This window comes from Tepidiforma bonchosmolovskayae, assembly GCF_008838325.1.
In the GTDB taxonomy this organism is placed as follows: Bacteria; Chloroflexota; Dehalococcoidia; order Tepidiformales; family Tepidiformaceae; genus Tepidiforma; species Tepidiforma bonchosmolovskayae.
On the sequence record NZ_CP042829.1, the window covers coordinates 1,615,793 to 1,641,956 of the forward strand.

A 26,164-nucleotide genomic window follows, 5' to 3' on the forward strand; every position below is an offset into this window, starting at 1 on the left:
AGCCGAAGGAGGACCCCCGTGTCAGTTAACGTTTACATCCCCACGCCGTTCCGCCACCTCGTCGGCAACCGCGCGAACGTGCGTGCCACCGGCGTCACCGTCCGCGACATCATCGACGACCTCGACCGCCAGTACCCCGGCTTCCGCGCCCAGCTCGTCGATAGCTCCGGCAGGCGCGCCCGCCACATCAACATCTACGTCAACCAGGTCGAAATCGAAAACCTCGCCGACGAAGCCACCGAACTCCACGAAGGCGATGAGGTCGCCGTCATCCCCGCCCTCGCCGGCGGCGCCCCCACGGTCCTCACTCCCGAGATGGTCGAACGGTACAGCCGCCACATCATCATGCCCCAGGTCGGCAGCGCCGGTCAGCGCAAAATCATCGAGTCCCGGGTCCTCATCATCGGCGCCGGCGGCCTCGGCTCCCCCGTCGCCCTCTACCTCGCCCTCGCCGGCGTCGGCACCATCGGCATCGTCGACTTCGACGTCGTCGACCGCTCCAATCTCCAGCGCCAGATCCTCCACCAGACCGACGACATCGGGAAGCCGAAGGTCCAGTCGGCCCGCGAAACCCTCCTCGCCCACAACCCGAACATCGAGGTTGTCACCCACGAAACGCCGATCACCAGCGACAACGCCATGGAGATCATCAGCCAGTACGACATCGTGGTGAACGGCGCCGACAACTTCGCCACCCGCTACCTCGTCAACGATGCCTGCTACCTGCTGAAGAAGCCGCTCGTCGACGGCTCCATCCTCATGTTCGACGGGCAGGCCACCACCTACCTGCCCGGCAAAGGCTGCTACCGCTGCCTCTACCCCGCGCCGCCGCCGCCCGGTATGGTCCCCAGCTGCGCCGAAGCCGGCGTCCTCGGCGCCATGTGCGCCACTATCGGCAGCATCCAGGCCACCGAGGTGCTCAAGCTCATCCTCGAAATCGGCGAACCCCTCGTGAACCGCCTCCTCCTCTACGATGCCCTCACCCTCGAGTTCCGCATCGTCAAAATCCGCCGCGACCCCAACTGCCCGCTCTGCGGCGACAACCCCACCATCCACGAGCTGATCGACTACGAAGCCTTCTGCGGTGCGCCCATCCCCCACGCCGCCGCGCCGTTCGGCGGCTAGCCCCGCAGCCCATCCCACCTCCCGGAGAACCACCCGACATGACCAGCACGGCCACGCCTACCGTCAGCGTCCGCCTCACTGCCGTCCTCCAGAAGCTCACCGGCGGCCAGAAAACCATCGAAGCCTCCGGCCGCACCGTCGCCGAAGTCTTCGACGACATCGAAGCCCGCTACCCCGGCTTCAAGGCGCAGGTGTACGGACCCGACGGCAAGCCCCACCGCTTCGTCAACATCTACCTCAACGACGAAGACATCCGCTACACCGGCGGCATCGATACCGCCCTCAAGGCCGGCGACGTCCTCGATATCCTCCCCGCGCTCGCCGGCGGGCAGTAATCCCAGCCCCGATGGCCCTCTACCGCTCCGTCCTCGACCTCATCGGCAACACCCCGCTCGTCGAGATGCAGAAGCTCTCGCCGCGGCCGGGCATCCACCTCTATGCCAAGCTCGAGGGCCAGAATCCCACCGGCTCCGTCAAGGACCGCATCGCCAAGTACATGATCGAAGCCGCCGAAGCGCGCGGCGAACTCAAGCCCGGCGATACCATCCTCGAGCCCACCTCCGGCAACACCGGCATCGGCCTCGCCATGATCGGCCGCGTCAAGGGCTACCGCGTCGTCTGCGTCATGCCCGAAAGCGTCAGCGAGGAGCGCACCTTCCTCCTCCGTGCCTACGGCGCGGAGATTATCTATACCCCCGGCGAACTCGGCTCCAACGGCGCCATCGCAAAGGCGAAAGAGATCGTCGAGGCGAACCCCGGCAAGTACTACTTCCCCTACCAGTACGGCAACGAAGCCAACCCCCGCGCTCACTACGAAACCACCGGGCCCGAAATCCTGCGCGACCTCCCCGAGGTCACCGTCTTCGTCGCCGGACTCGGCACCGGCGGCACCCTCACCGGCACCGGCCGCTTCCTCAAAGAGCACAAGCCCGGCGTCAAGGTCATCGCTGCCGCGCCCCACCCCGGTGACCTCGTCCAGGGCCTCCGCGCCCTCGAAGAGGGCTTCATTCCGCCCGTCTTCGACGAAACCGTCCTCGACGGAAAAATCGTCGTCGACAGCCGCTCCAGCTTCGCCATGGCCAAAGAGATCACCCAGAAGGAGGGCCTCTTCGTCGGCATCAGCTGCGGGGCCGTCGTGAAGGCCGCGCTCAAGGCGGCGGAGCGGCTCGAAGGCGAGCAGCACATCGTCTGCCTCCTCGCCGACGGCGGCTGGAAGTACCTCTCCTCCAACCTCTGGACCACCGACTGGGAAGACCTGCCCGAGGACATCGAGAGCAAAATCTGGTGGTGACACCTGCGGCCGCCCGCCGCGACATCCGGTGACGCGCCCCCCTGCGACACTCCTCACCCGGCTTCGCCTTCTAAAGGTGGGGGTCCATTACGGACCTCGTCTGCGAGCGCGTGTTATAGAATCGTGGGCCAACGGTCGCACGGTGGAGGGCCGTCGGTGAACTGCACGGTGTGTGGCTCGGCAAACGCTGAAGTCGCTCAGTATTGCTGGAAGTGCGGCCTTCCTCTTCCAGCTTCTGACCAGCTTCCAGGCTCTGACCAGCTGATGCCGACGATCTCTGACGAGGCGGAACCGTCTCCAAATGTCGCAGTCACCTCGTCAGACGGCACGCCTGAGCGCGACGTTCCGCCATCTGAAAAACGCACGGAACGAACGCGGTCGTGGCGTCCCGTAGCCTCTAGTCCTGCTGAGGCCCGCGCCCGGACCTCAGCCTCGAAGCAGCACCGTCGCCGCGACCGGCCGCCGCGCGGCAGGCCTGCGCCTGCCGAAGATCGCCCTCGAACCGAAGAGGCCCCGCACACCGATGCGAACCAGGGCGCCAGCCCGGGGCCGGTGAACCAGGGCTATGCCCCACATCCGGCTCCAGGTGCCTCTGCGACCGGGACCTCCCCGGCACCCGCCTGGTCGCCTCCTGCCGAAGATCGCCCCCGAACCGAAGAGGCCCCGCACACCGGTGCGAACCAGAGCGCCAGCCCGGGGCCGGTGAACCAGGGCTACGCCCCCCATCCGGCTCCCGGTGCTTCTGCGACCGGGACCTCCATGGCACCCGCCTGGTCCCCTCCTGCCCGCGGAGCGGCACCGTTTGGAGTTCCGCTCCTGGTTTCACATGACGGCTGGGTCTACCGGTCAGCGTCGGGATTGGCGACCGCCATCACCGTGCTTCTCGTGTTACGGGTCATCTTGATGGGAATAAGCGCCATTCTCGGGCTGGCTGGGGCCGCGGCCGCCAACGGGTATGCCGTCGTCGGCTCGGTGCTGGTGTATTACCTGGCTATCTTGCTTGGCTACCCAGATTACATTCTACTCATCGTCTGGACCCGCCGGATAACCGGGAATCTTCGCCCGTTCCAGCCCGCGCTTGAACTGGGCACCGGATGGGCGGTCGGCAGCTGGTTCGTGCCGATTATCAACCTCTGGTTTCCGCTCCGCATTTGGAATCAGGCGTGGCGTGCGACTACCCCCACGATCGCACCGCCTATCGGCTGGCAATGGAAGGGACTTCCCGTCCCCCCGACGCATATAATTGCATGGATAACGCCGTTCATTGCAGCAATTGTTTTGGCTTTAGGCTTGACATTACTTGAATCACCTGAAGACGAGATTAACGTAAATGTCGGAAACATATTTTTCATTTCGATCATGCTTGACACAGTTGCTAAGGCTGTTTTGATACTTGTGGTTCGCAACCTCACCGCCCGCCAGGACGCCTACGCCCGGTACTGGGGTGCTCAGGTGGGCCCTCCCGCTGCTTCCTGATGCCGGCAGCCGCCCCCGCCGGGTACATTTGCCCCGAAAGGAGGAGTGCGCCCATGTACTGCCCCCGCTGCGGCTCCTGGTCGGCCCAGGGCGCCGCCTTCTGCTGGAAGTGCGGCGGAGCACTGGCCCAGCAGCCCCCCGCTCCCGCGCCCGGCCCCGCTCCAGCTGGGCCCGCCCCTGCGACCCCAGGTGCGGCGCCCGTCGCTGGCCCGTGGCCGCAGCAGCCCCCGGCCTGGCCGCAAACCCCCTACGCCTCCTACCCGCCGCCCGCCGGGGCCCTGCCCGGGAACTGGTTCTACCTCTCCGCCTCCGGGCTTGCCACCGCCATCACCGTCTTTGCCGCAATCACCGCTGCGCTCTACGGCATCGGCGCCGCGCTCGGCCTTGCCGGCGCCCTCGCCGACGACTGGGAGACTCTGGACGTCTCCGGCGGGTTCATCGGCTTCGGCCTCCTCGCGCTCATCGTGCTCTTCATCCTGCTGATCGTCTGGACCCGCCGGATCACCGGGAACCTCCTCCCCTTCCAGCCAGTTCTCGAACTCGGCACCGGCTGGGCCGTCGGCAGCTGGTTCGTCCCGATCATCAGCTACTGGTTCCCGCTCCGCATCTGGAACCAGGCCTGGCGCGCCACCACCCCCACCATCGCGCCGTCCATCGGCTGGCAGTGGAAGGGCCTCCCCGTGCCGGTGACCCACATCCTCGCCTGGGTGACCTTCCACATCGGCGTTGTCGTCGCCTCCATCGGCGTCCCCACCGAGGACGATACCTCCACCGCCATCGGCTATGCCGGGTTTATCGGCGGCACGCTCGTTTCCGTCAGCCAGGTGCTCCTCATCATGGTCGTCCGCAACCTCACCGCCCGGCAGGATGCCTACGCCCGCCAGTACCTCCCGGCCGTTGCCCCCGCCATCCCGCCCGCCGCTCCGCCCTACGGCGCCGGCGGCTGACCGGACTGTTGGCTTCCCAGCCGGTCGGGGCCGGCACCGCTGCCGGCCCCGGTGTGCCCCGCGACCCCGGCCCGGCGGTTACCCGGCGCCGTCCTCCGTTGTCGCCGGGGCCTGCGCCCCGGCAGCCGCGCCCGCGGTCCGCTGCCCGAGTTCGCGGTCAAGGAAGAGGATGCCCGTCCGGTCCTCGCCGACCATCCGCAGCCGCTCGAGGATCGTGCTCACCGTCGCCTCCTCCTCGGTCTGCTCGTTCACGAACCACTGCAGCAGCGGCAGCGACGCGTAATCCCGCTCCTCCAGCGCCTGCGCGTACAGGTCGTGAATCGCCTTCGTCACCCGCTGCTCGTGCTGCAGCGCCGCTTCGAACGCCCCGACCACCGTCTCTGGCGTCGGCGCCGGCTTATCGAGCGCAAGGAGCTCCAGCTTCCCGCCGCGGCTGAGCACGAAATCGATGAACTTCATCGCGTGCGTGTACTCCTCCGAAGACTGCAGCCGCATCCAGCGGCTGAAGCCCGGCAGGCTCCGCAGCTCGAAGTCCGCACCCATCTGCAGGTACACGAACGACGATTCGAATTCCAGCTTGATCTGCGCGTTGTACGCGCGCGTCAGCGATTCCGAGAGCTGCACAACAACCTCCTGCGCCCCAGGGTGGAGCACCTTCCAGTCTACCCGCTCCCCGCTCCCCGCTCCCTGCTCCCTGCTCCCTGCTCCCCGCTCCCTGCTCCCCTCCCCTACACTTCTCCCGTGCCCCCCATCGCCCGGCTCCCCGTCCCCCCGCCCGGCGCCCCGCCCGGCTGGCTTGCCGATGTCCTCGACGCCCTCCCCGAGGACGCCCGCTGCCTCTTCGTCGACGCCGACGCCCTCGCCGACGCGCCTCCGCCCCCGCGCGCCGACCTCATCAGGCTTGTCCTCGGACGCGTCCCCGTCATCGCCTGGTTCGAACGGACCCTCGCCGGTCCCGCCCTCGATATCGCACTGGCCGCTGATATCCGCATCTGCGGCGCCGCCGCCGCGATGTCCGGCCCCTCCGGCTGGCCGGGACGCGTCCGCCTCCTTGCGTCGGCCGCCGCCGATCGGCTCGCCCGCGGCGAAACCGTCGCCGCTCCCGACCTCTACGCCGCCGGCCTCGTCTCCGCGCTCCTCCCGCCCGGCGGCGCCGCAGCCGAAGCCGACCGGCTCGCCGCGGTCATCGCCTCCCGCGGGCCCATCGCCCTCGAACTCGCAAAGGAAGCCGTCTGGCGCGGCCTCCCCCAGCCCATCGAACAGGCCTTGCGGTTCGAGACCGATTTGACCATGCTCCTCCAAACCACCAAAGATCGGGCAGAAGGCGTCCGCGCCTTCCTCGAAAAACGCCCGCCAGCCTTCACAGGTGAATGACCGATGATCGTGTTGCTCGACGAGCCCGAAGCCTGGTCCCTCATGATGCTCATCAGCGCCGTCGCGGTCGATAACGCCGACCTCTCCGACGAAGGCAAAGAGGCGATCCGCCGCTGGCGCTCCGAACGCGGCGAAGGCTCCCCCCTCCTCGCCGATCTCACCGAGGCGCTCAACCGCGCCCTCAACGCCCACCTCGACGCCCAGTTCACCCGCCGCGTCAAAAACCGCGGCTGGTACGAAACGGTGCGGAGGTAACCTCCATGGACATCAAATTCAACGAAGACGAGGTCAACGAGCTCCTCACCGTCATCGTCAACCGCATCGCCGACGAAGCCGGCCTCTCCGACCGCGACCGCGCCATGCTCAAGAACTGGCGCTCGAAGCAGATGCGTCCCGGCCGCGACGACATGATCGAGCTCGTCCAGAAGGTCAACGAAGACTTCGCCCAGCAGATGTCCCGCCGCCAGCGCAGCCAGATCCGCAAGCCCGACTGGCTCGAATGATCCCCGCCCGCCCGTGACCGACCCGGTCCGCTTCGAAATCGACCCCCAAGGCGTCGCTACCATCACCCTCGACCGCCCCGAACGGCTCAACGCCATCAACCTCCGCATGCGCGACCTCCTCTGGGAGTACCTCGCCGCCGCCGACGCCATCCCCGAGGTCCGCGCCATCCTCTTCCGCGGCGAAGGCCGCTGCTTCAGCGCCGGCGCCGATATCTCCGAGTTCGGCACCGCGCCCTCCATCATGGCCGCACGCCGCGCCCGCCACGACCGCGATATCTGGTGGCAGCTCATCACCCACCGCTGCGTCACCCTTGCCCGCATGCACGGCTACTGCTACGGCGCCGGGCTCGAACTGCCGCTCTTCTGCGACCTCCGCATCGCCGGCACCGATGCCCGCCTCGCCCTCCCCGAGGTATCCCTCGCCTACATCCCCTCCGCCGGCGGCACCCAGATGCTCCCACGCATCGCCCCGCCCGGCGTGGCCGCCCACCTCATCCTCACCGGCGAGCCGATCGACGCCGAAACCGCCCTCCGCTGGGGCATCGTTGACCGCGTCGTGCCGCCCGACGGCCTCGATGCCGCCGTTGAAGCCGCCCTCGCCGCGGCCCTCGCCGACCCGGCCGCTGCCCGCGCCCGCCGCCTCCGCCTCCTCGGCGTCGCCGACACCTCGGAAGCCGGCCCGCCGCTACCCTAGAACCATGACCGAGCACGACGACCTCCCCTCGCCGCGTCCGCCGGTCCTCCTCGGGTGCGTCACGGCCCTCGCCGCGCTCGTCTTCCTCTTCGGCATCGGCTCCTGCCTCGTCGTCTACTGGGAATCCGGCGCCGATACCGGCAAAGTCCGCCTCGAACTCGCCGAAGCGTACGGCCGCGGCACCGTCCAGTTCGTCGGCGACCACAACCTCTACATCGCCCGGCTCGCCGATGGCGCCTTCCTCGCCCTCGCCGACCTCGACGCTGCCAACCGCGCCAACCCCGCCCGCCGCTGCCGCGTCTACCCCATCCCCCGCACCGACCCGGCTCTCACCGTCCTCCTCGACCGGTATCGCGGCCGCCTCAGCGCTGCAGCCCGCGGCTCTACCCTCATCTTCCGCGAGGACTGCAACGGCGCTCTCTACGACTTCACCGGCATCCGCCTCGACGCCGACGGCCCCAACCTCGACCGCTACCCCACGTCCATCGATACCGACGGATACCTCGTCGTCGATACCAGCCGGCGGACCTGTACCGCACGCAGCGGCTCCGCCGAGGCGGTCGAACGCCCCTGCGCCGGCCCGTGATGCCGGCGCCGGTCGCTGCACCCCTTCCCCTGATCGGGTAGGATTCCCGCACTTCGACGCATCCCCGCCGCCGGAGGCCGCCCATGGACGCCTACCGCGCCATCATCACCAAACGCGACACCCGCCACTTCCTCCCGGACCCCATCCCGCCGGACGTGCTGACGCGCATCCTCCAGGCCGGGCGCATGGCCGGCAGCTCGAAGAACAGCCAGCCCGTCCGCATGGTCGTCGTGCAGGACCCCGAACGCCGCGCCGCCCTCGCCGCCTGCGGCGACTACGCCGAACACCTCAAGGCCGCGCCCCTCGCCATCGCCGTCGTCCTGCTCCCCGGCGGCGGCCCGTTCGATGCCGGCCGTGCCGCCCAGAACCTCATGGTCGCCGCCTGGGCCTCCGGCATTACCAGCTGCCCCATCGCCATGCACCGCCAGGAGTGCGCCCGCGAGGTCCTCGGCATCCCCCCCGACCACACCATCGCCACCGTCCTCGCCATGGGCTACCCCGACCTCAAGCACCCGCTCAGCCAGGGGCGCCAGCGGCTCCCCCTCGATGAACTCGTCTCCTGGGAGCGCTGGGGCGCTCACCGCCCCGAGGGCGGCTAAACCGAGAGGCTCAGCCCGTCGCTCGCAATCACCACCGGTCCGCCGTAGTACGCCGCCGCCGTATCCAGCAGCTCGTCGGCCCGCTCGCCGGGATTCAGGTGCGTCAGCACCAGCAGCTTCGCTCCCGCCTCCTTCGCGACCCGCGCCACATACGCGACTTCCGCGTGCGTCTGCTCGAACGCCCGCCGGACCGCTGCCGCCCGGCGTTCGTCGAACGCCGCCGTCCACCGCGCCAGTCCCGCCAGGGAGTAACACTCGTGGATGAGCGCTGCCGCGCCCTCCGCCAGGGGCACCATCACCTCCGCTGCCTCCGTCGTGTCGCCGCTGTAGACCACCGCCTTTCCCTCTGCCTCGAACCGCCGCGCCTCGCACACCAGGTTCGGCGCGTGCGGCACCTGCTCGGTCCGCACCACGAACGGCCCCGCCTCCCGGGTATCGCCCGGCGCAACTTCCACGACCGGCACCTCGAGCGGTTCGCCCCATCCCCGGCCCGGCATGCCCGTCACCAGCGCCGCCGCCCCGACCGCCTGCCGCGCGTACGCCGCAGTCCCCGGCGGACCCTGGATTTCCAGCGGCAGCCGCCCGTACGGAAACGTCATCGCCTGCACGAACGTCGCCAGCCCGAGCACGTGGTCCGGGTGCAGGTGGCTCAGGAAGATCCGGCTGATGCTCGCCGGCGAAATCCCTGCCATCACCAGCCGGTCGTAGGCCCGCGGCCCGCAGTCGAGCAGCACCGTTTCGCCCCCGCCCGTCAGCAGAATCGACGACCCCGCCCGGTGCGGCGTATCGGTCCCTGCCCCGCTGCCGAGGAACTGGATGCGCACGCCCAACAGCCTACCAGCCCCCGCGATCGTGACAACCGGCCCCCAGGCGCGGTACCGTTCGCCCGGAATCCCGCCAGGAGGCACGTGTGTCCACCCAGGACTGGTATCTCTTCGGTCATCTGCTCGGCGTCTTCTTCCTCCTTGCCGCCACCGGGCTCACCACCGGCGCGGCCATTGCCGCCGGGCGCGCCACCGCCGCCAACACCGTCGTCACCCTGCTCGACCTCCAGCTCCGCTCCGAGCGGATCGTCACCTCCATCGGCGTCATCCTCGCCGTCGTCTTTGGCTCGCTCCTCGTCGACGAAGCCGGCTACTCCTTCGGCGATGCCTGGATCTCAACCGCCTACACCCTCATCATCATCGCCCTCGCCCTCGACCACGGCGTCTACCTGCGCAGGGTCAAAGCCGCCCGCGAGGTGGCCGTCTCCCTCGGCAACGGCCCCGTCACCGTCGAACTCCGCGACAAACTGAACGACGGCATCGCCCGCCTGGTCGGCATCGTCCTCGTCCTCATCTGGCTCGTCTTCCTCTGGCTCATGATCGCGAAGCCCGGCGCCTGACCCGCCGCCGCGATATCCGGCCCGCGCGTCCGCGCCCGGCGCCGACAGCCCGGAGCTGCGGTTTTCCCGGCCCCCTGCCCGCTGGCATCCGGCCCGGCCTCCCGGCTTCGCGGTGCGCACCCTCCGACGGCGCACTCAATCCCGCGGCAGCCGCCGCCCCAGCAGCCCCGACGGCGACGGCTCTGGCTGCCCCTCCGCGTACATCAGGTGCCCCGCAAGCAGCGCCGCCTTGTCGATGACCGTCAGCGCCCCGTACCCCGCCGACCACGGCAGCCGCGGGGCCCGCTGAAGCAATCCCGCGGCGAAAACTGCAGTCCCGGCCAGGGCCCGGGCCGCGGCCTGTCTCCCGGGCAGCTGCTCGATGAACGTCGTGGTCCGGTGCACGAGCTGCAGATGGCCCCCGTGCCAGCGGACTGCACGCTCCTCGCACATCAGCCGCTGGGCGCCCCACCCGTGACAGACCTGCTTTGCTGCGAACACCCGCAGGTCGGCATCGTGGTCGTGGTCGACCCGCATCCTGGGCGCGTACCCCACCCGGAAGCCGAAAAGCTCCGCCTGGAGCCCGAACTCCGTGTCGCTGACCCGGCGGAACCGCTCGTTGAACGCCAGCCGTTCGAAGACGGCCCTCCGCACCGCGAGGTTGCGCGTGTCCACCTCCGTGGGGTCGCCGCGCCGGAGCCGCCGGAACCGTTTCTCGTACCTTGCCTGCAGCAGCCGCTGGACCCTGTCGCCGCGCGCAGCCCCTGAGTACCCCTGGACGAGGTCGAAGCCGCTGTCCAGCAGGTCGAGCCCCGCCTCGAACCAGCCCGCGTGCACCGTGCAGTCGGCGTCCGTGAAAAAGATGACGTCTCCGTCTGCCGCGGCCGCGCCGATATTCCGCGCCCGGTATACTCCCGGCTCCGGCTCCTGGAGCAGGACGTCGTAGCCGGAGGCCTCCTCTGCCAGCCAGCGCCGGAACTCCTCGCTCGAACCGTTGTCGACCACGATAACCTGCACGTCGAGCCCCGCCGGCGCGGCCTCCCGGATTGACGCCAGGCAGGCGGCGACGCGCGGGTCGTCCTTCACCGGTACGACCACGGAGACCCGTCGCGGCGTCACACGCGCATGCCCCCTGCCGGGCGCTCCACCGCCTCAAGAATGGCTGCATGCCGCTGCACGGCTGCCCGGCCGGCGAGGAGGTCATCGCTTTCGGCCGTCCCGCGAAGCTGCGCTGCCCACGCCCGCAACACGCGGGCCGCACCGTCGATGTCTTCCCGCCGACGGAATCGCCCCGGGACCGGCAGCCGTGGAGGCCGCCGCACGAGCACGCGCCCGTCACCCCGCAGCTCCTCCCGGTACCGCTGCCCATAGGCCACCCGCCAGCCGAAGGTCCGTCCGTCGGCCAGCTCGAACACCCCCTCCAGCCGGTCCTTGTCGCCGCGAACGTCCCGTACGTCACGAATCTCGGACCCGGTCAGCCATTCTGCGAGGTCGATGGCGTGCGGCAGCAGGTCATGCACGAGCCGCGGCTGGTCGACCGCACCCCAGCCTGCGGGGTCCGTCTCGAGCACGAACGACCACGTCGGCGCCGTGGCACCTTTCGCGCGGCGGTAGCCCTCCCAGCCCCGCCGCGTGTATGCCGCGGCGAACTGTCCGCCCTCCGGCCACCGGTCAACCTCCCCTGCCGCAAGCGCCGCCGGCTTTTCGGTCAGCACGGCGAGCCCGGCCGCGAGCCCTGCCTCGACCTGTGTCGCATGGGCTGAAGGGGGGCTCAGCACCAGCAGTCCGTCAAGCGGCGCAGCGGCCAGCATCGCCTCCACCGATGGCCAGCGGCGCACCCCCGGCAGAGCGACAGGCCGCGGGTCGGCCAGGGCCGCAACCTCCATCCCCGGGACCCGCGCGAGCGCCGGGCCGTACAGCCGTTCGAACGCCCGCCCGGCCCCCGCAAGCCCGATTCGGAGGGGACGCAGCCCGGCGACTTCCATCTCAAACCACCGGCGCGAAGGCCCGCCCTTCGAACCCACCCGGGGGCGCCAGCCCGAGCAGTGCGTACGACGTCGGGGCGAAGTCGCGGGCGTCGACCTCGCCCGCGGGCTGCAGCGGCACCCCGGCCGCCGGGCGGATGAAGCAGAACCCCCGCCCGGTGTGGATGCCGTTCCGCCGCTCCTGCATCGGGTTCACGATGCGTCGGCCTGCCGGGTCTGTTGCTTCCAGCACACGGGCAAGCTCCCGGTTGCTGACGAGCAGCCCGTCGGGAAGGTAATCCGCCCGCGGTCCCGGGAACCGTTCGGCAATCCGCAGCAGCCCGCTGAAGACCGGCAGGCCCTCCGGGCTCCGGAACGGCAGCGCGGCCTCCTCCAGCCGTGTCAGCCATGCATCTGCGTCCTCCCGGTTCACGACCCCTGCCGCCTCGCGGCCGGCGATGCTGACCCGGGCTGCGAAGTCGGCGTCGTGGCTGACCGGAAAGACAGGGTCGGCGCCCGGGTGCGCGCCGCGGCCGTCGAGTGCGCCCTGCCGTGCCGCCCGTATGCCTGGCGGCAGCCGCTCCCAGACGAACCGGTGGACCGGGTCGGGCACCAGGTCGCGCACACGCCGGAGCAGGTCCGGCCTCGCCAACGCCGAAGCCAGGTCACGCCCCAGCGCAATCGCCAGCACCTGTCGCCCCAGCACGCTGTAGTCGACCTGGTGCTGCATGCCGTGCAGCGCGAAAAGCGCCACGGTCGTCCCCTCCCCCGCGGCGGCCAGCACGCGCGGCCATGCTTCGTCCAGCGGCTGCAAGACCTCCGCGATGAGGTCGAGGTTGGTTTTTCCCGCGACGACCTCCCGTTCCTCCGCGAGGTAGTGCCCCGCTTTGTGCGTTTCGCCGAACAGGACCACCACCAGGTCACACTGCCGATCCCCCGCCAGCTGCTCCAGCAGCCGGGCCCGCATCGCGACACCCTTCGAAAGTTTCTCGGCCATCCTGAGCAGGTCGCGCGGCGAGTGCGGCTCCACCGTGTCGAGGGAGAGAGGATGCGCGCCCCAGGCACGTCGGAGCTGCGGCAGCGCGTCGTCCGGCCAGCTCTCCGGGGCGACCTCGTCGTGGGTACCCCAACCGGAGATCTGCTGGACAAGCGGGTGCCGGGCCAGCGGCGCATACGGGACGTCAACCACTGCGACCCGTTTCCCCGCCTCCGCCAGTCCCTGCCAGAATGGCTGATAGTCAAACGCCGGATGGGAGCTCCGGACGAATCGCATCTCCTCCGGCAGCCACTGCAGCCACCAGTACCGCCCGTGGTGCCCCGGCCCCATGGCCGACGCAAAGGTGGGCCAGATCGAGCCGTGAAGAGTGTCTCCGTCTGAGCGGACCGGCAGTTCGTGGGCTCCCGAGCAAAACGCCGCCAGGTTCGGCAGGCGGCCCTCCGCGATGAGGCGCCTGAGCCACGCGACCTCCATCGCGTCCAATGCGACGAGCAGCAGCCTTCGCCTCGACACGGGGGCTCCTTGCGGCAGCAGCCCTGCCGCAGCCCGAGCCTACACCGCCAGCGGGTTCTCCGCGATCGCCACCAGGTGCGGGCTCACCTGCGGCAGCCGGTCAATCCCCACCTCGTCGAGCACGCCGATGTAGTCGTGCAGCTGCTTCTCCCGCAGCTTCCCCAGCCGCTCGATCCCCGCCTGGATTCGCTCCATGTCCCCCGCAAAGAGCAGCGCCAGCGCCTCCCGCTCCGCATGGCTGTACCGCAGCTCGATGCTCAGCGCCGCCTCGGCCCGGCCCAGCCAGAACCGCACGTTCTCCCGCCCGCGCGGGTGGTGCTGGACGTACCACAGCAGATGCCGCTTGCCGTACTCCAGGTGCCGCCGCGAATCCCGCGCCAGCAGCGAGAACAGCTTCCGCTCCACCTCTGTCTTCGCGAAGTCGCCGTACGCCTCGAACAGCGTCAGCTCGTACGACTTGTAGACCACATCCACCGCCGTAATCATCTCAGTGAACTTCAGCGCCCCGTACCACGCCCGGTAGAGCGCCCCCAGCGGCGCCTGCCCGAGCCCGCCGCCGTTCGCCAGCGCCCGCTTCCGGAGCGCCTCCACCTTGTGCCCGGCGTCGTAAATCTGCGTCCCGAGGAACAGCTTCACATCGTGGAAGCCGTAGCTGATCGGCTCCAGCCACTTCGCGAGGATCTTCTGCTCCACCAGCCCGTGCCCGCTGTAGAGCGTGGCCAGCTGGCACACCGCCTTCTCGATCTCGGCCGGCAGCTCCGCCAGCCCTTCGTTCCAGTCCAGCTCCGTCGCCGGCGCCCACCGGTCGCGGATCGCGTCCTCGTACAGCTCGTCGACGCCCTCCGCCCAGACCTCGACCTTGTCGTAGATGTAGTAGCTCCCGGGCGCGTAGTTGTCCGGCGATGGGTGCGCGCCCCGCGGCGTGTCGTTCTCGTACGGCCAGTGGTCCGGCACCTGCCCGTACGTCCCGATATTGATGTCCTTCAGCAGCAGCCCGCGCTCGCTCGGCTTCGCCCGCACGCCGCGCTCCGAACGGGTCCGGATGAGGTTGAACGTCAGGTTCGGCACCCGCTCCGGGTCCCGATCGACCAGGTCGAGGAACCCGCGCACCCGCTCCTCGGGAATGCGCATCATGGCGATGTTCGCCACCGTCACGTCCTTCAGCGGGGACGCCTCGATGCGGGCGATCGTCTCTTCGCTCCAGCCCAGTTCGCGGGCGCGGGTCTTCGTCGCGGTGCTCAGCTGCATCGTTCCATCCTTCCGGGAGCTGCGTGGTTCAGCGGTGCGGTCCGGGAGCCGCCCGTCAGTTGACCGGGTCGAGGAATTCGCGCAGGCCCGGCGCCATCCGTTCGCGCCGGTCGCCCAACCCAATCACTTCGAGCCGGTGCATGTACTCGTTCACCTGCCGCTTCCGCATCAGCAGGAGCTTGGCGAACCCCTCGTCGATGTGTTCGATGCCCCCGCCGGCAAGGATCGCCAGCGCTTCGCCGGTCGTCGGGTTCGTCGTCAGGCTCGCCTGCTGGCTCTGCGCCAGGGCCCCCTCCTGGATGTCCAGGTAGTGGTGCATCTCTTCCTTCCGCCACGGTTCGGTGTCCATCACGTACTTCATGTGCGTGACCCCGAACGCCAGGTGGCGGCTCTCGTCCTGCGCCGCAAGCCGGAAAATCTTCTTCTCCGCCTCGTTCTGCGCAATCAGCTCGCCCATCCGGAACAGCGTCTGGACGAACCCCTCGCCCACCAGGTGCAGCAGGGCCGTCATCTCGGTGAAGTCATCCACCGAGAGCAGGTTGATCGCGCCGAACCCGGCATCCACCATCCCGCCGCCGTTCACCAGCGCACGCTTCCGGAACACATCGAGGTGCCGGCTCTCATCCATAATCTGCGTGCCCAGGAACAGCTGCGACTCGAAGTGGTCCGGGTGCACCTGCTCCATGAACCGCCCCGGCAGGTCGCCCGCGATGAACTCCACCTGCGTCAGGAACGTGCACAGCGTGCACATCGCCCATTCGAGGTCATCCGGCAGCGGCTGAATCGTCTCCCACGGGATATCCACTGCGCTCGACCACTGCCGCTGGTTCGCCTCTTCGTAGAGCAGCATCGCGCTTTCCGACCAGACGTCCGCCTTCGAACGGTACTGGCGCGCGTGCCGCGGCGACCGCGGGTCGGCGACGGCGCCCCGCGGCTTGAAGACCGGCGCCCCCGCTTCGTCGAGGTCGACGACCCCGTACCGCGTGAGCGTGTTGATCTGCTCGAGCGTGAGCCCCCGGCGGCTCGCCTGGAGCCGCGCGCCGGTCTCGGTGTCGAGGTTCAGCCAGTCGAAGTTCAGCCCGGGAACGTCCACAAATGCAGGCGACGTCATCGGGGCACCTCCAGCACTCTTGATTGGCGCAGTATATCGCACGGATAGATCGTTCGCTGCAAGCGAAATCTTCCCCGGCCCCCGCCCCGGCGCCCCCGTCTTGGCAGCCGCAGCCGTTCTGCTATCCTTACGTTCGATGCGCCATTCCGACGCACTGCTTCGCGAGGTCGTGAACGCCCCGGACTCACCGGGGCGCGTCCTTTAGCGCCGCGCCGGCGGACCGCGGCCCCCTGGGCGACTCGCACGGCCGGCAGCCCGGCCTTCGCCCTCTCCTCTGGCCCTCCCTCACCGCTCCGTCGAAACTCTTCATAAGAATTTCGTACGAATCATCCCGGCGCCGGCTGCCCCGGCCGCCCGTCCAACCATCCCCGCAGGAGTACCGTCCCAATGCCCGAAAAGATTTACATCTTCGATACCACCCTCCGTGACGGCGAACAGTCCGCAGGCGTCGCCTTCACGCCCGGCGAAAAGCTCGAAATCGCCCGTCAGCTCGAAAAGCTCGGCGTCGACATCATTGAAGCCGGCTTCCCCTGCTCCACGCCCGGCGACCTCGAAGCCGTCCGCACCATCGCCCGCGAGGTCCGCACGCCGACCATCTGCGCCCTCGCCCGCGCCGTCCCGGCCGACATCGACACCGCCTGGGAGGCCGTCAAAGAAGCCTCCGAGCCCCGCATCCACGTCTTTATCAACTCCAGCGACATCCAAATGGCCCACCAGCTCCGCAAGGACCGCGAGCAGGTGCTCATCCAGGCCGAGGAGATGGTGAAGCACGCCGCCCGCTACACCAGCAACGTCGAATTCAGCCCGATGGACGCCACCCGGGCCGACCCCCACTTCATCTTCGAAATCGTCCGCCGCTGCATCGATGCCGGCGCCACCACCATCAACATCCCCGACTCCGTCGGCTACGCCATCCCCGAAGAGCTCGGCGCCTTCTTCCGCGCACTCTTCGAAAACGTCCCGAATATCCACAAGGCCCGCGTCTCCTTCCACGGCCAGAACGACCTCGGCCTCTGCACCGCCAACACCCTCACCGCCATCCAGAACGGCGCCCGCCAGGTCGAGGTCACCATCAACGGTATCGGCGAGCGCGCCGGCAATACCTCGCTCGAGGAAGTCGTCATGGCCATCAAGACCCGCAGCGACTTCCTCCCCTTCTACACCGACATCAACACCCGCGAGATCTACCGCACCTCCAAGCTCGTCGAGCGCTACTCCGGCATGCCCGTCCAGTGGAACAAGGCGATCGTCGGCAAGAACGCCTTCCGCCACGGCTCCGGCATCCACCAGGACGGCATCCTCAAGCTCCGCGAAACCTGGGAAATCATGGACCCCGCCGAAATCGGCATCCCCCAGGGCACCCAGCTCGTCCTCGGCAAGCTCTCCGGCCGCCACGCCTTCAAGGAGCACATGGTCGAACTCGGCTACGAACTGACCGACGAAGAGCTCAACCGCGTCTTCGCCGCCTTCAAAGAGCTCGCCGATAAGAAAATCGAAGTCGACGACCGCGACCTCGAGGCGCTCGTCAACGAAAACGTCCGCGCCATGGACACCGCCGGCTGGCGGCTCGACCTCGTCCAGGTGTCCGCGGGTGACCACGCGACCCCCACCGCCACCCTCCGCCTCGTCGACCCCGACGGCAACATCCGGGTCGACGCCGCCGTCGGCACGGGCCCGGTCGATGCCGTCTACCGCGCCATGAACCGGATCACCGGCCTCGCCCCGCGCCTCACCGAGTTCTCCGTCAAGAGCGTGACCGAAGGCATCGACGCCCAGGGCGAAGTCACCATTCGCATTGAAGACGACAAGGGCCGCACCTACACCGGCCGCGCCGCCGATACCGACATCATCGTCGCCAGCGCCCGGGCCTACATGAACGCCCTCAACCGGATGCTCGCCGTCCAGGCGCGCAACGCCGAGGTCCGCGCCAACCCGTAGCCCGCCCATCGCCCCGTACGCACCCGCCCGGGAGGGTAGAATCTCCGGCCATGCCGGAGTCCTCCCGGGCGCCCCGCTTTTATGGCTGGGTCGTGGTCGGCGCCGTCTTCGGCGTCCTCTTCGTCGCCTTCGGCGCCGCCTACTCCTTCGCAGCCTTCTTCAACGCCCTCCGCGACGACTTCGGCGCCACCCGCGGCGATATTTCCCTCGTCTTCGCCCTGGCGGGCTTCCTCTACTTCGGCCTCGGGTCCGTCACCGGCCTCCTCGCCGACCGGCTCGGGCCCCGTCAAGTCATCGCCGCCGGCGTCCTCTGCATCGCCGCGGGCATGGCCGCCGCAGCGCTCGCCCGCGAGGTCTGGCAGGTCTACCTCACCTACTCCCTCGGCGTGGGGGTCGGCGTTGGGCTGTCCTACGTCCCGGCTGTCGGTGTCGTCCAGCGCTGGTTCATCCGCCGGCGCGGCATGGCCTCCGGCTTCGCCGTGGCCGGCATCGGCGCCGGAACCCTTGTCATGCCCCTCGTCGCCGCAATCGCCATCGAGACCCTCGGCTGGCGGCCTGCATTCGTCCTCCTCGCGGCCGTCGCGCTCGCCATCGGCATCCCCTCCGTCCTCGCCATCGTCCCCACCCCCGCCGACCGCGGCCTCTACCCCGACGGCGACCGCGTGCCGCCGCCGGTGGTCGGCCCGGCCGGCGGCCCCACCGTCGCCCAGGTGCTCCGCACCCGCGCCTTCTGGCTCATGTTCGGCGCCGGCCTCTCCACCAGCCTCGGCATCTTCATCCCCTTCGCCCACCTCACCCCCTACGCCCGCGACCACGGCTACTCCGATGCCTTCGGCGCCCTCCTCGTCGGCTTCATCGGCATCGGCTCAATCGCCGGCCGCCTGGTCCTCGGCGGCTCCGCCGACCGCCTCGGCCGCCGCCGCTCCCTCGCCGGGACGTTCACGGCCATGGGCGTCTGCCTCGCCTGGTGGCTCGTCGCCACCCAGGCCTGGGCCCTGGTCATCTTCGCCCTCGCCTTCGGCGCCTCCTACGGCGGGTTCGTCGCCCTGATGCCGGCCCTCGCCGCCGACTACTTTGCCGGACGCCGCTTCTCCACGGTCCTCGGCCTCATCTACACGAGCGCCGCCGTCGGCGCGCTCGTCGGCCCCACCCTTGCCGGCGCCCTCTACGATGCCCGCGAAAGCTACGCCCTCCCCATCACCCTCGGCATCGTCCTCAACGGCGTCGCCGTCGCCTGCATGGCCCTCCTCCGCGACCCCGCCCCCGCCGGCCGCCCGGCGCCCTCGGCCGCGCCCGCAGCACACTAGCCCCCGCGGCGCCACAATGGGCCTGTGAAACGGTTCGCTAGCCTCGCCGCGCTCAGCCTCCTGGCCCTCGCGCTCCTCTCCGCCTGCGGCCTCAAAGACAAGTCCTACGCCACCTCGCCCTCGCTCCGCGCGCTCATCGGCACCACCACCGGCAACGTCGCCTTCCGTCCTCCCGAACCCCCGCCCGCGCCCGTCGAACCCCCGGCCGGCTGGGAAGTCACCTTCGCCCTCGCCAGCTTCTCCCACCTGGAGAACGACCAGCCGAGCATGCAGGTCGTCCTCCAGGTCCGCACCCACCCCGGCGCCGGCTTCGAACTCTGGCTCCTCGACGAAGCCGGCCAGGTGGTCGCCCGCTGGTCCGCCGGCGCGACCACCAGCTACGTCGGCACCGTCTGCTTCCAGCTCGAACTCGCCCGCGATGGCGAAGCCGTCCCCCTCGGCTCCGGCGAACACCGCGCCATCGTCGCCTTCCGCGAATTCGGCGGCCAGGTCATGGCCGCCCGCGAAACCCGCGTCACCGGCAACGTGCCCCGGCTCGAAGGTGCGGTCCCGGCGCCGAACAGTCCCGTCTACCGCGAAGCCCTTGCCTGCCCGAAGGGTTCCTGAATCGCTACGGCCGCCGCCACGCCAGCCACTGCGCCGCCGCCAGCAGCAGGCACGCATTCGCCGCTGCCGGGGCGAGCCACCGACCCTCCGCCGTAAAAACGCCCCACGCGAGCAGCGCCGCCGCCCACAGCGCAGCGCCGAGGATAGCGTGCCCTGCGGCCAGCCACGGCAGCCAGCCGATGCGCCGCTCCCACGCGAGCACGCCCAGGGCCGCCGCTCCCGCCGCCAGCACCCCGCCCGCTGCCCACGCCGCCCACCGCGGGAGATCGAACCAGCCCGAAAGTTCGCCCCCGAGCAGGAGCCAGGCCGCTGCAGCCGCGGCCATAAAGAGCGCATCGGCCCAGAGCACCAGCACGGCCGGCGAACGGAACGGAAGCAGGTGGTTGCGCTTCCTCACATCCCGAGCGTAGCACGGGTCCCGCCTCCGCCCGGCATGCGCCGGTCACAGCAGCACCAGGTTATCCCGGTGCACCACTTCCTCCCCATAGCTGTAGCCCAGCACCTCCGCAATCCGGTCCGACCGCACCCCGCGGATCCGCTCCAGCTCCTCCGAAGAGTAGTTCACGAGCCCGGCTGCCACCCGGTTCCCCTCCAGGTCGCGCACCTCCACCGAGTCCCCCCGCTGGAAGCTCCCCGAGACCGCGGCCACGCCCGCCGGCAGCAGGCTCCGCCCCCGCGCGCGCAGCGCCTCCGCTGCCCCGGCATCGACCGTAATCCACCCGCCCCTCGTGATATTTCCGAGGATCCACCGCTTCCGGCTCTCCAGCCGGTCCCCCGGCGCCGGGAAGTACGTCCCCGTGGTTTCGCCCCGCGCCGCCGCAATGAGCGCCTCCGGCTCCCGCCCCGAGCAGATCACCACATCAACCCCGGCCTGCGTGGCGATATGCGCCGCCCGCAGCTTCGTCGCCATCCCGCCCGTGCCCGGGCCGTGCGCTCCGCCGCCCAGCGCCTCCACCCGCGCATCGATCCGCTCCACCCGCCGGATCAGCTGCGCGCCCGGGTTCGTCCGCGGGTCCGAATCGTACAGGCCGGCGACGTCCGTCAGGATCACGAGCAGGTCCGCATCGATCAGGTTCGCCACGTACGCCGAGAGACTGTCGTTCTCCCCGATCCGCGTCGCCAGCACCTCGTCGAGCGCCACCGCGTCGTTCTCGTTGATGATGGGCACCGTCCCCGCATCCAGCAGGTCGCGCAGCGTGTTCCGCGCATTCAGGTAGGCGAGCCGGTCCGAAAGGTCGCGGCGCGTGAGCAGCACCTGCGCCACCACCGTATCGTGCCAGTCGAACAGCTCGTCCCAGCTCTGCATCAGGTGGCTCTGCCCCACCGAGGCGATCGCCTGCCGGCTCAGCGCCCGCACCGTCTCGCCCCGCCCCCGCAGCCGGTGCCGCCCCGCCGCCTGCGCCCCCGATGAGACCACCGCAACCTGGCAGCCCGCCTGCCGAAGGCGCACTACCTGCCCCACCAGGCGCGACATCGCCTCCAGGTCGAGCCGGTCCGACCCCGCCGTCAGCAGGCTCGTCCCGAATTTCGCCACAATCCGCCGGTAACGCACGCCACAAGTAGACCGCGCCCCGCGCGAACGCGAAAGCGCCGCCTCAGGCCGTCCGCGGCGCCTCCCGCCGCAGCCCGGGCTGGAGCGCCATCGCCCCGGCGACCGCGGCCAGCGTTGCCCAGGCCATCACCGGGAACACCGTTTCCATGCTCGTCGCCTGGGCCGCCGCACCCACCGGGAACGCCGCCAGCATCGCCAGCCCCATCGCGAGCGGGAACAGCCCCATCACCCTCCCGCGCATCGCCTCCTCCACCCGCTGCTGCGTAATCGTCGACGACGACACCATCGTCGTCACCAGCATGAACCCGAGCCCGAAGTTCGCCAGCGCCGTCAGCGGCACCAGCCGCGAATACGCGAAGACCAGCGCGCACAGCCCGAACCCGGCGCCCCCGGCCCAGAGCGTCAGCCCCCGGCCCGGCAGGTCGTTCCGCTTCCAGTAGAAGAGGGATGCCGCCATCGTGCCCAGTCCCCACGTCATCGCCATGAACCCGAACTGCGTCTCCGAGAGGCCCAGCACATTCCGCATCCATGAAGGGCCGAGCGACGCCGGCCCCGGCATCCCGAGCAGCTGAATCGCCAGCACCAGCACGATGACGGCGAAGATCGTCGGCTCGGCCCGGGTGTACCGCAGCCCCTCCAACACGTTTCGCACCACCCCCGCGCCGGCGGCCCCCTGCCCGCGTGAACGGAACCGCAGCGCGAACAGGAGCGGCAGCACGCCCGCCCACGCCAGCAGCGTCATCGCGTACACCTGCCCGGCCTCCAGCCGCCCGTTGAGGAAGCCCACCAGCGGCAGCGCCAGCGGAAAGGTCACCTGCTGCGCCACCATCTGCAGCGCAATCGCCGAAGGAACGGCTGCCATCCCCACGATCGCCGGCGTCGCCGCCTGCCGTGCCGGCTGGTCGACCGCCATGTTCGCCGCCGCCGCGAACGTCAGCGCCAGCAGCACCGCCACGTTCGCCGCCCCGAACGGCTCCGCCAGCATCAGCCCTGCGATCGCCCCGTTGATCGCCAGCGCCGCCATCTGTGTCGCAATCAGCAGCCGCCGCCGCTCCATCCGGTCCGCCAGCGCACCGCCGACCAGCCCGAACAGGATCATCGCCGAGCCGCGCGACGCCCCCAGCAGCCCAATGAACAGCACCTCACGCTCCGGGTACCGCTCCTGCACCCAGAACACCTGCGTCAGGAACTGCATCGGCATCACAAAGCTGACGAGCACCGACCCCGCGAACAGCAGCCGGAAATCCCGCGACTCGAGGGCGTTCGCCGACATCGGGCGAACTCTACGCCCTGTTAACCATCCGGCGAGCCGGCCTCCCCTTTCCGCCCGAACCGCTCCAGCTCCCGCTCGAGGTTCAGCGGCCGCGTCACCGCGTCCCGGTCGTAGGGGCCCCACTCCTCCCGCGGCACCAGCCACATCACCTCGAACTCGTTGCCGTCCGGGTCCTGCCCGTACAGCGACTTCGTCGCCCCATGGTCCGACTGCCCCGTCAGCGCGCCCAGCTCCGCCAATACCTGCCGCATCTCCGCCAGCTCTTCGATCGTGTCCACCTGCCACGCGAGGTGGTACAGCCCCACCGCCTGCCCGGTGAATGGACCCGGCGCCCCCTCGCCCAGCGCAAACAGCCCGAGGTCGTGGTGGTTGTCCGAGCCCGCCGCCCGCAGGAAGACGGCCCGGCCGCCCATGTTCGCAATCACCTCGAACCCGAACGCGCGCTGATAGAACGCCGCCGCCCGCTCCGCATCGCGGACGAATAGCACCGCATGATTCAATCGCCGCACCCGCGCCATACCGGTCCCCCTTTCAGTCGTCCTGCTCCCAGCTCCCCGCTCCCCGCTCCCTGCTCCCTACCCGCGCGGCAGGCCCAGTCCGCGCTGCGCGATGATGTTCTTCTGGATTTCGCTCGTGCCGCCGCCGATCGGGCCGGAGACCGACAGCAGGTAGCTCGTCAGCACCCGCCCCCGCAGCTGCGCCCACTTCGAACCTGGCTGCAGCGCCCCGTACGGCCCGAGGAGGTTCACCCCGGCGTTGGCCACCTCGATGCCGAGCATCGCCATCCACACCTTCCCGATGCTCGCCTCGTAGTTCGGTACCTCCCCCTTCGCCTGCAGCCACGCCGTCCGGAACGCCACCAGCCGCCCCACCTCCGCCTTGATGGCAAGGTCCGCCAGCTTCAGCCGCACCTCCGGCTTGTCCCATGGCCGGCCGCCCGGGTGCCGCTCCTTCGCCCACCGGATCAGGTCGTGAACCGTCCGCCGCGCCCCTGAGATCGCGGCGATGTTCGACCGCTCGAAGTCGAGCGTCGTCGTCGCCACGTACCAGCCGTTATTCTCACCACCCAGCAGGTCGCGCGCCGGCACCCGCACGTCCTCGAAGAACACCTGGTTGAAGTCGTGCCGATAGGCGATGTTGTCGATGCCCTGCACCGTAATCCCCGGCGACTTCATATCCACGATGAACGCGCTGATCCCCTTGTGCTTCGGCTGGTCCGGGTCCGTCCGAGCCAGGAGCAGCATCCGGTCCGCCACGTGCCCGTTCGAGGTCCAGATCTTCTGCCCGTTGATGACGTACTCGTCCCCGTCGCGCACGGCCCGCGTCTGCATGCTCGCCAGGTCCGAGCCGCTCCCCGGCTCGCTGAAGCCCTGGCAGTACCACTCCTCCCCCGAGGCCATCTTCGGAAGGTACCGCGCCTTCTGCTCCTCCGTCCCGTGCACCAGCATCGTCGGGCCCGTAATCCCGATCGTGAACAGCCGCCCGCCCGAGGGCGCACGGTGGTAGGCCAGCTCCTCGTTCAGGATGAACTGCTCAATCGCCGTCTTCCCCATCCCGCCGTACTTCTCGGGCCACGCAGGGGCAAACCAGCGCCGCGCCCCGAGCTTCTTCGTGAACTCCCGCGCGAACGCAATCTGCTCTTCGTTATCGAAAAAGTCGTCGTCGCCCTCGAACTCCGGCGGCAGCTCAGCCTTGAGAAACGCCCGCAGCTCCTGCCGCCAGGCCTCGGTCTCGGGGGGTAGCCGGAACTCCATCGTCTCCTCCTGCGCGTGTGCGGCCCGCTCCTGCAATCCCGCAGTGTACCCCACGCCCGGCCGAGCGGCCCCGGCGTTGCCAGCCCCGCGCCCTCCGTTCCCCTTCCTGCCGCGATTTCCACCGGCTGCCACCCTGGATCCCCTTTGCCGTGGACGCAGCGGGTCGAAATTGGAAACGAGAAGGGATCGCCGCATCCCCGTGGTCGGCCGCCTCCCTGATCGCACTTCCCAAACACGCCCCCAGGTTTGGGGTCCGATGGAGAGCACGATGCGTCGTCACCTGCCCGGCCTTGCGCCCATCACCAACATGAAAATCGCCAACAAGCTCGGCCTTATCGTCGCGGTCATGGCGATCCCCATCGTCGCCCTGCTCGTGGTCCAGTTCTTCGCCCAGCGCGCGACCCAGGAGCAGGCCGCCCGCGAGCGCGACGGCCTCGAATACGTCTCCACCGTCATCCCCTTCCTTCGCGAGGTCCAGCTCCACCGCGGCCTCGTGCTCCGCGTCCTCGCCGGCGACGCCAACTCCGTCGAGACGATGAACCAGTCGGCCCGCGCCGCAGAGAACGCCCTTGCGGCGATCAATGAGATGGACGCCCGCTACGGCAGCAGCTTCGGCACCCGCGACCTCGTCGCCTTCCTCAACCGGGAGTGGGCCAACGTCAAGAATTCCACCAGCAGCCCCGAAACCGCCAACGCCGCCCACACCCGCCTCATCCAGGACGGCATCTTCCCCCTCCTCTCCACCGTCGCGGTCCGGTCCGAACTGGTCCTCGACCCCGACCTCGATACCCGCAACGTCATCATCGCGCTCACCGAATCGCTGCCCCGCCTGACGGAAGCGCTCTCCCTCATCCGCGCCGCTGGCACCGAAACGCTCATCACCCGCGCCAACCTCTCCCCGACCGACCAGCAGAAGATGTTCCTCGCAGCCCAGCTCGCCATCGCCGGCGAGCACGCCGCTGCCCTCGATCGCCAGCTCCAGGCCGCCATCAGCGACAACGAGAGGTTTGCCGCCACGCTCGACCCGGCCGTCCGCCGCGCCGCTACCACCCGGAGCACCTTCTTCGACATGACCCGCAGCCAGGTGCTCGTCACCGGCAACCTTTCCGGCACGGCCGCCGAAGGCTTCTTCTACATGGGCGGCAGCTCCATCGACACCTCCAACCAGCTCCTCGCGGCCGCCCAGGAAACCCTCAACGCCGCCTTCGACCAGCGCGCCGCCGATGCCCGCCAGCAGTTCTACCTCTCCGGCGGAGCCGCCCTCGCCGGCGTCGCCCTCGCACTTCTCCTCGCCATCGTCATCTCCCTGAGCATCTCGAGGCCGGTCCGCCACCTCGCCGAAGTCGCCGACCGCATCAGCCTCGGCGAGCTCGACGCCCGTATCGATGTCGAATCTGACAACGAAATCGGCCGCCTCGCTGAGTCGCTCCGCCGCATGCAGACCAGCCTCCGCGCCGCCATCGAACGGCTGCGGCAGCGCCGCCAGCAGGCTGCCTGAGGCCCCCGGGCCAGCCCACAGGAGGAGAGCAGGAGATGCAGCCCGCCGAGTCGATGAGCCGCGAACTCGCCAGCCGTATCGCCAGTGCGGTGCGCAACCTGGAGGGCGTCCGCTCGGTCACCATCTGCGGCCCCGAGGGCCAGCCCCTCGCCGCCGTCAACGAGCCCGACCCGGCCCGCGCTGCCGCCCTCGCCAGCTTTCTTGCCCTCCGCGCCGAGGCCCTTCCCACCGACGGAGACCTCCGCGGCATGGGCAAGAAACTCGCCGGCAGCCGCTTCCTCCACGCCGCCATCACCGGCGGGCCCATCGAGGCCGCCCTGCTGCCCCTCCAGGGCGCCGTCCTTTGCATCACCCACGCGCCTGGCCGCGGCCAGGCGATCGCCGCCGGCCTCCAGCCCATCGTCCGCCGGTTTGGCGCCACCCCGCCCGCGAGGAGTTGACCCCC

The 26,164-nt window shown here is 69.8% G+C and carries 29 protein-coding genes; 17 read left to right on the plus strand and 12 right to left on the minus strand.

From position 1 onward, the window contains the following. Nucleotides 1–18: 18 nt before the first annotated feature. The 5 genes from moeB (at nt 19) to Tbon_RS08095 (ending at nt 4,839) form a co-directional block, all read left to right on the plus strand. On the plus strand, nt 19–1,125 hold the full coding sequence (gene moeB, locus Tbon_RS08075; RefSeq protein WP_225734580.1) for a molybdopterin-synthase adenylyltransferase MoeB: 1,107 nt from the start codon (nt 19–21) through the stop codon (nt 1,123–1,125). A 38-nt stretch (nt 1,126–1,163) separates the two neighbouring features. Further along, complete coding sequence (locus Tbon_RS08080; protein WP_158067217.1) at nt 1,164–1,460, plus strand: MoaD family protein; 297 nt, start codon at nt 1,164–1,166, stop codon at nt 1,458–1,460. Between the two features lie 11 nt (nt 1,461–1,471). Further along, entirely contained in the window at nt 1,472–2,416 is a 945-nt protein-coding gene (locus Tbon_RS08085) for a PLP-dependent cysteine synthase family protein (RefSeq protein ID WP_098502483.1), read from the plus strand. Between the two features lie 885 nt (nt 2,417–3,301). Further along, nucleotides 3,302–3,892, plus strand: a complete 591-nt coding sequence (locus Tbon_RS13855) for a DUF4328 domain-containing protein (RefSeq protein ID WP_192497840.1) — start codon at nt 3,302–3,304, stop codon at nt 3,890–3,892. A gap of 53 nt (nt 3,893–3,945) precedes the next feature. After that, the gene (locus Tbon_RS08095; protein ID WP_158067219.1) at nt 3,946–4,839 is read left to right on the plus strand and encodes a DUF4328 domain-containing protein; all 894 of its coding nucleotides are present in this window, start codon (nt 3,946–3,948) and stop codon (nt 4,837–4,839) included. 78 nt (nt 4,840–4,917) lie between these two features. On the opposite strand, the gene Tbon_RS08100 is transcribed toward Tbon_RS08095, so the two are convergent. Further along, nucleotides 4,918–5,463, minus strand: a complete 546-nt coding sequence (locus Tbon_RS08100; protein ID WP_158067220.1) for a ferritin — start codon at nt 5,461–5,463, stop codon at nt 4,918–4,920. Between the two features lie 117 nt (nt 5,464–5,580). On the opposite strand from Tbon_RS08100, the gene Tbon_RS08105 reads away from it, so the two are divergent. The 6 genes from Tbon_RS08105 to Tbon_RS08130 all read left to right on the plus strand — a co-directional run bounded on the left by Tbon_RS08105 (nt 5,581) and on the right by Tbon_RS08130 (nt 8,595). Beyond that, nucleotides 5,581–6,213, plus strand: a complete 633-nt coding sequence (locus tag Tbon_RS08105) for an enoyl-CoA hydratase/isomerase family protein (RefSeq protein WP_192497841.1) — start codon at nt 5,581–5,583, stop codon at nt 6,211–6,213. A 3-nt stretch (nt 6,214–6,216) separates the two neighbouring features. Continuing rightward, complete coding sequence (locus Tbon_RS08110) at nt 6,217–6,468, plus strand: hypothetical protein (protein ID WP_158067222.1); 252 nt, start codon at nt 6,217–6,219, stop codon at nt 6,466–6,468. A gap of 5 nt (nt 6,469–6,473) precedes the next feature. Continuing rightward, nucleotides 6,474–6,716, plus strand: coding sequence for a hypothetical protein (locus Tbon_RS08115; RefSeq protein WP_158067223.1), 243 nt, complete (start codon nt 6,474–6,476; stop codon nt 6,714–6,716). 13 nt (nt 6,717–6,729) lie between these two features. Continuing rightward, complete coding sequence (locus Tbon_RS08120) at nt 6,730–7,410, plus strand: enoyl-CoA hydratase/isomerase family protein (RefSeq protein WP_158067224.1); 681 nt, start codon at nt 6,730–6,732, stop codon at nt 7,408–7,410. A gap of 4 nt (nt 7,411–7,414) precedes the next feature. Further along, a complete protein-coding gene (locus tag Tbon_RS08125) occupies nt 7,415–7,996 on the plus strand; it encodes a hypothetical protein (protein ID WP_158067225.1) in 582 nt (193 codons plus the stop codon). An 83-nt stretch (nt 7,997–8,079) separates the two neighbouring features. Further along, nucleotides 8,080–8,595, plus strand: coding sequence for a nitroreductase family protein (locus Tbon_RS08130; RefSeq protein WP_158067226.1), 516 nt, complete (start codon nt 8,080–8,082; stop codon nt 8,593–8,595). Here the strand turns inward: Tbon_RS08130 and Tbon_RS08135 are convergent. Further along, nucleotides 8,592–9,419, minus strand: coding sequence for an MBL fold metallo-hydrolase (locus tag Tbon_RS08135; RefSeq protein ID WP_192497842.1), 828 nt, complete (start codon nt 9,417–9,419; stop codon nt 8,592–8,594). The genes Tbon_RS08130 and Tbon_RS08135 overlap by 4 nt on opposite strands. A gap of 86 nt (nt 9,420–9,505) precedes the next feature. On the opposite strand from Tbon_RS08135, the gene Tbon_RS08140 reads away from it, so the two are divergent. After that, on the plus strand, nt 9,506–9,979 hold the full coding sequence (locus Tbon_RS08140) for a DUF2269 family protein (RefSeq protein WP_158067228.1): 474 nt from the start codon (nt 9,506–9,508) through the stop codon (nt 9,977–9,979). 135 nt (nt 9,980–10,114) lie between these two features. On the opposite strand, the gene Tbon_RS08145 is transcribed toward Tbon_RS08140, so the two are convergent. The 5 genes from Tbon_RS08145 to Tbon_RS08165 are packed head-to-tail and all read right to left on the minus strand — an operon-like array spanning nt 10,115 to nt 15,791. Next, nucleotides 10,115–11,077 (minus strand): glycosyltransferase family 2 protein, encoded by a 963-nt coding sequence (locus tag Tbon_RS08145; RefSeq protein WP_158067229.1) that lies wholly within the window; start codon nt 11,075–11,077, stop codon nt 10,115–10,117. Then, nucleotides 11,074–11,943: a Gfo/Idh/MocA family protein gene (locus Tbon_RS08150; protein ID WP_158067230.1), complete on the minus strand. Its 870-nt coding sequence runs from the start codon at nt 11,941–11,943 to the stop codon at nt 11,074–11,076. The genes Tbon_RS08145 and Tbon_RS08150 overlap by 4 nt, the downstream gene beginning before the upstream one ends. Nucleotide 11,944: 1 nt before the next feature. Next, nucleotides 11,945–13,432: an alkaline phosphatase family protein gene (locus Tbon_RS08155; protein ID WP_158067231.1), complete on the minus strand. Its 1,488-nt coding sequence runs from the start codon at nt 13,430–13,432 to the stop codon at nt 11,945–11,947. Between the two features lie 39 nt (nt 13,433–13,471). Further along, entirely contained in the window at nt 13,472–14,680 is a 1,209-nt protein-coding gene (locus Tbon_RS08160) for a hypothetical protein (protein ID WP_158067232.1), read from the minus strand. Between the two features lie 55 nt (nt 14,681–14,735). After that, entirely contained in the window at nt 14,736–15,791 is a 1,056-nt protein-coding gene (locus Tbon_RS08165) for a ferritin-like domain-containing protein (protein WP_158067233.1), read from the minus strand. 387 nt (nt 15,792–16,178) lie between these two features. On the opposite strand from Tbon_RS08165, the gene Tbon_RS08170 reads away from it, so the two are divergent. Genes Tbon_RS08170 through Tbon_RS08180 form a run of 3 tightly spaced genes read left to right on the plus strand, consistent with a single transcriptional unit; the run spans nt 16,179 to nt 19,642 of the window. Continuing rightward, a complete protein-coding gene (locus Tbon_RS08170; RefSeq protein WP_158067234.1) occupies nt 16,179–17,729 on the plus strand; it encodes a 2-isopropylmalate synthase in 1,551 nt (516 codons plus the stop codon). Between the two features lie 50 nt (nt 17,730–17,779). Further along, entirely contained in the window at nt 17,780–19,036 is a 1,257-nt protein-coding gene (locus Tbon_RS08175) for an MFS transporter (protein WP_158067235.1), read from the plus strand. Nucleotides 19,037–19,060: 24 nt separating this feature from the next. After that, complete coding sequence (locus Tbon_RS08180) at nt 19,061–19,642, plus strand: hypothetical protein (protein WP_158067236.1); 582 nt, start codon at nt 19,061–19,063, stop codon at nt 19,640–19,642. Nucleotides 19,643–19,646: 4 nt separating this feature from the next. On the opposite strand, the gene Tbon_RS08185 is transcribed toward Tbon_RS08180, so the two are convergent. Genes Tbon_RS08185 through Tbon_RS08205 form a run of 5 tightly spaced genes read right to left on the minus strand, consistent with a single transcriptional unit; the run spans nt 19,647 to nt 24,221 of the window. After that, nucleotides 19,647–20,039 carry a hypothetical protein gene (locus tag Tbon_RS08185; protein ID WP_158067237.1) on the minus strand — a complete coding sequence of 131 codons (393 nt, stop codon included), beginning with the start codon at nt 20,037–20,039 and terminating at the stop codon, nt 19,647–19,649. Nucleotides 20,040–20,084: 45 nt separating this feature from the next. Then, nucleotides 20,085–21,194, minus strand: coding sequence for a glutamate 5-kinase (gene proB, locus Tbon_RS08190; RefSeq protein ID WP_158067238.1), 1,110 nt, complete (start codon nt 21,192–21,194; stop codon nt 20,085–20,087). Nucleotides 21,195–21,237: 43 nt separating this feature from the next. Then, nucleotides 21,238–22,467, minus strand: a complete 1,230-nt coding sequence (locus tag Tbon_RS08195; protein ID WP_158067239.1) for an MFS transporter — start codon at nt 22,465–22,467, stop codon at nt 21,238–21,240. A gap of 20 nt (nt 22,468–22,487) precedes the next feature. Continuing rightward, nucleotides 22,488–22,985: a VOC family protein gene (locus Tbon_RS08200; protein ID WP_158067240.1), complete on the minus strand. Its 498-nt coding sequence runs from the start codon at nt 22,983–22,985 to the stop codon at nt 22,488–22,490. Between the two features lie 57 nt (nt 22,986–23,042). Then, entirely contained in the window at nt 23,043–24,221 is a 1,179-nt protein-coding gene (locus Tbon_RS08205) for an acyl-CoA dehydrogenase family protein (protein WP_192497843.1), read from the minus strand. 268 nt (nt 24,222–24,489) lie between these two features. On the opposite strand from Tbon_RS08205, the gene Tbon_RS08210 reads away from it, so the two are divergent. Beyond that, nucleotides 24,490–25,719: a HAMP domain-containing protein gene (locus Tbon_RS08210; protein WP_158067242.1), complete on the plus strand. Its 1,230-nt coding sequence runs from the start codon at nt 24,490–24,492 to the stop codon at nt 25,717–25,719. Between the two features lie 35 nt (nt 25,720–25,754). Continuing rightward, nucleotides 25,755–26,159 carry a hypothetical protein gene (locus Tbon_RS08215; RefSeq protein ID WP_158067243.1) on the plus strand — a complete coding sequence of 135 codons (405 nt, stop codon included), beginning with the start codon at nt 25,755–25,757 and terminating at the stop codon, nt 26,157–26,159. Nucleotides 26,160–26,164: the final 5 nt, after the last annotated feature.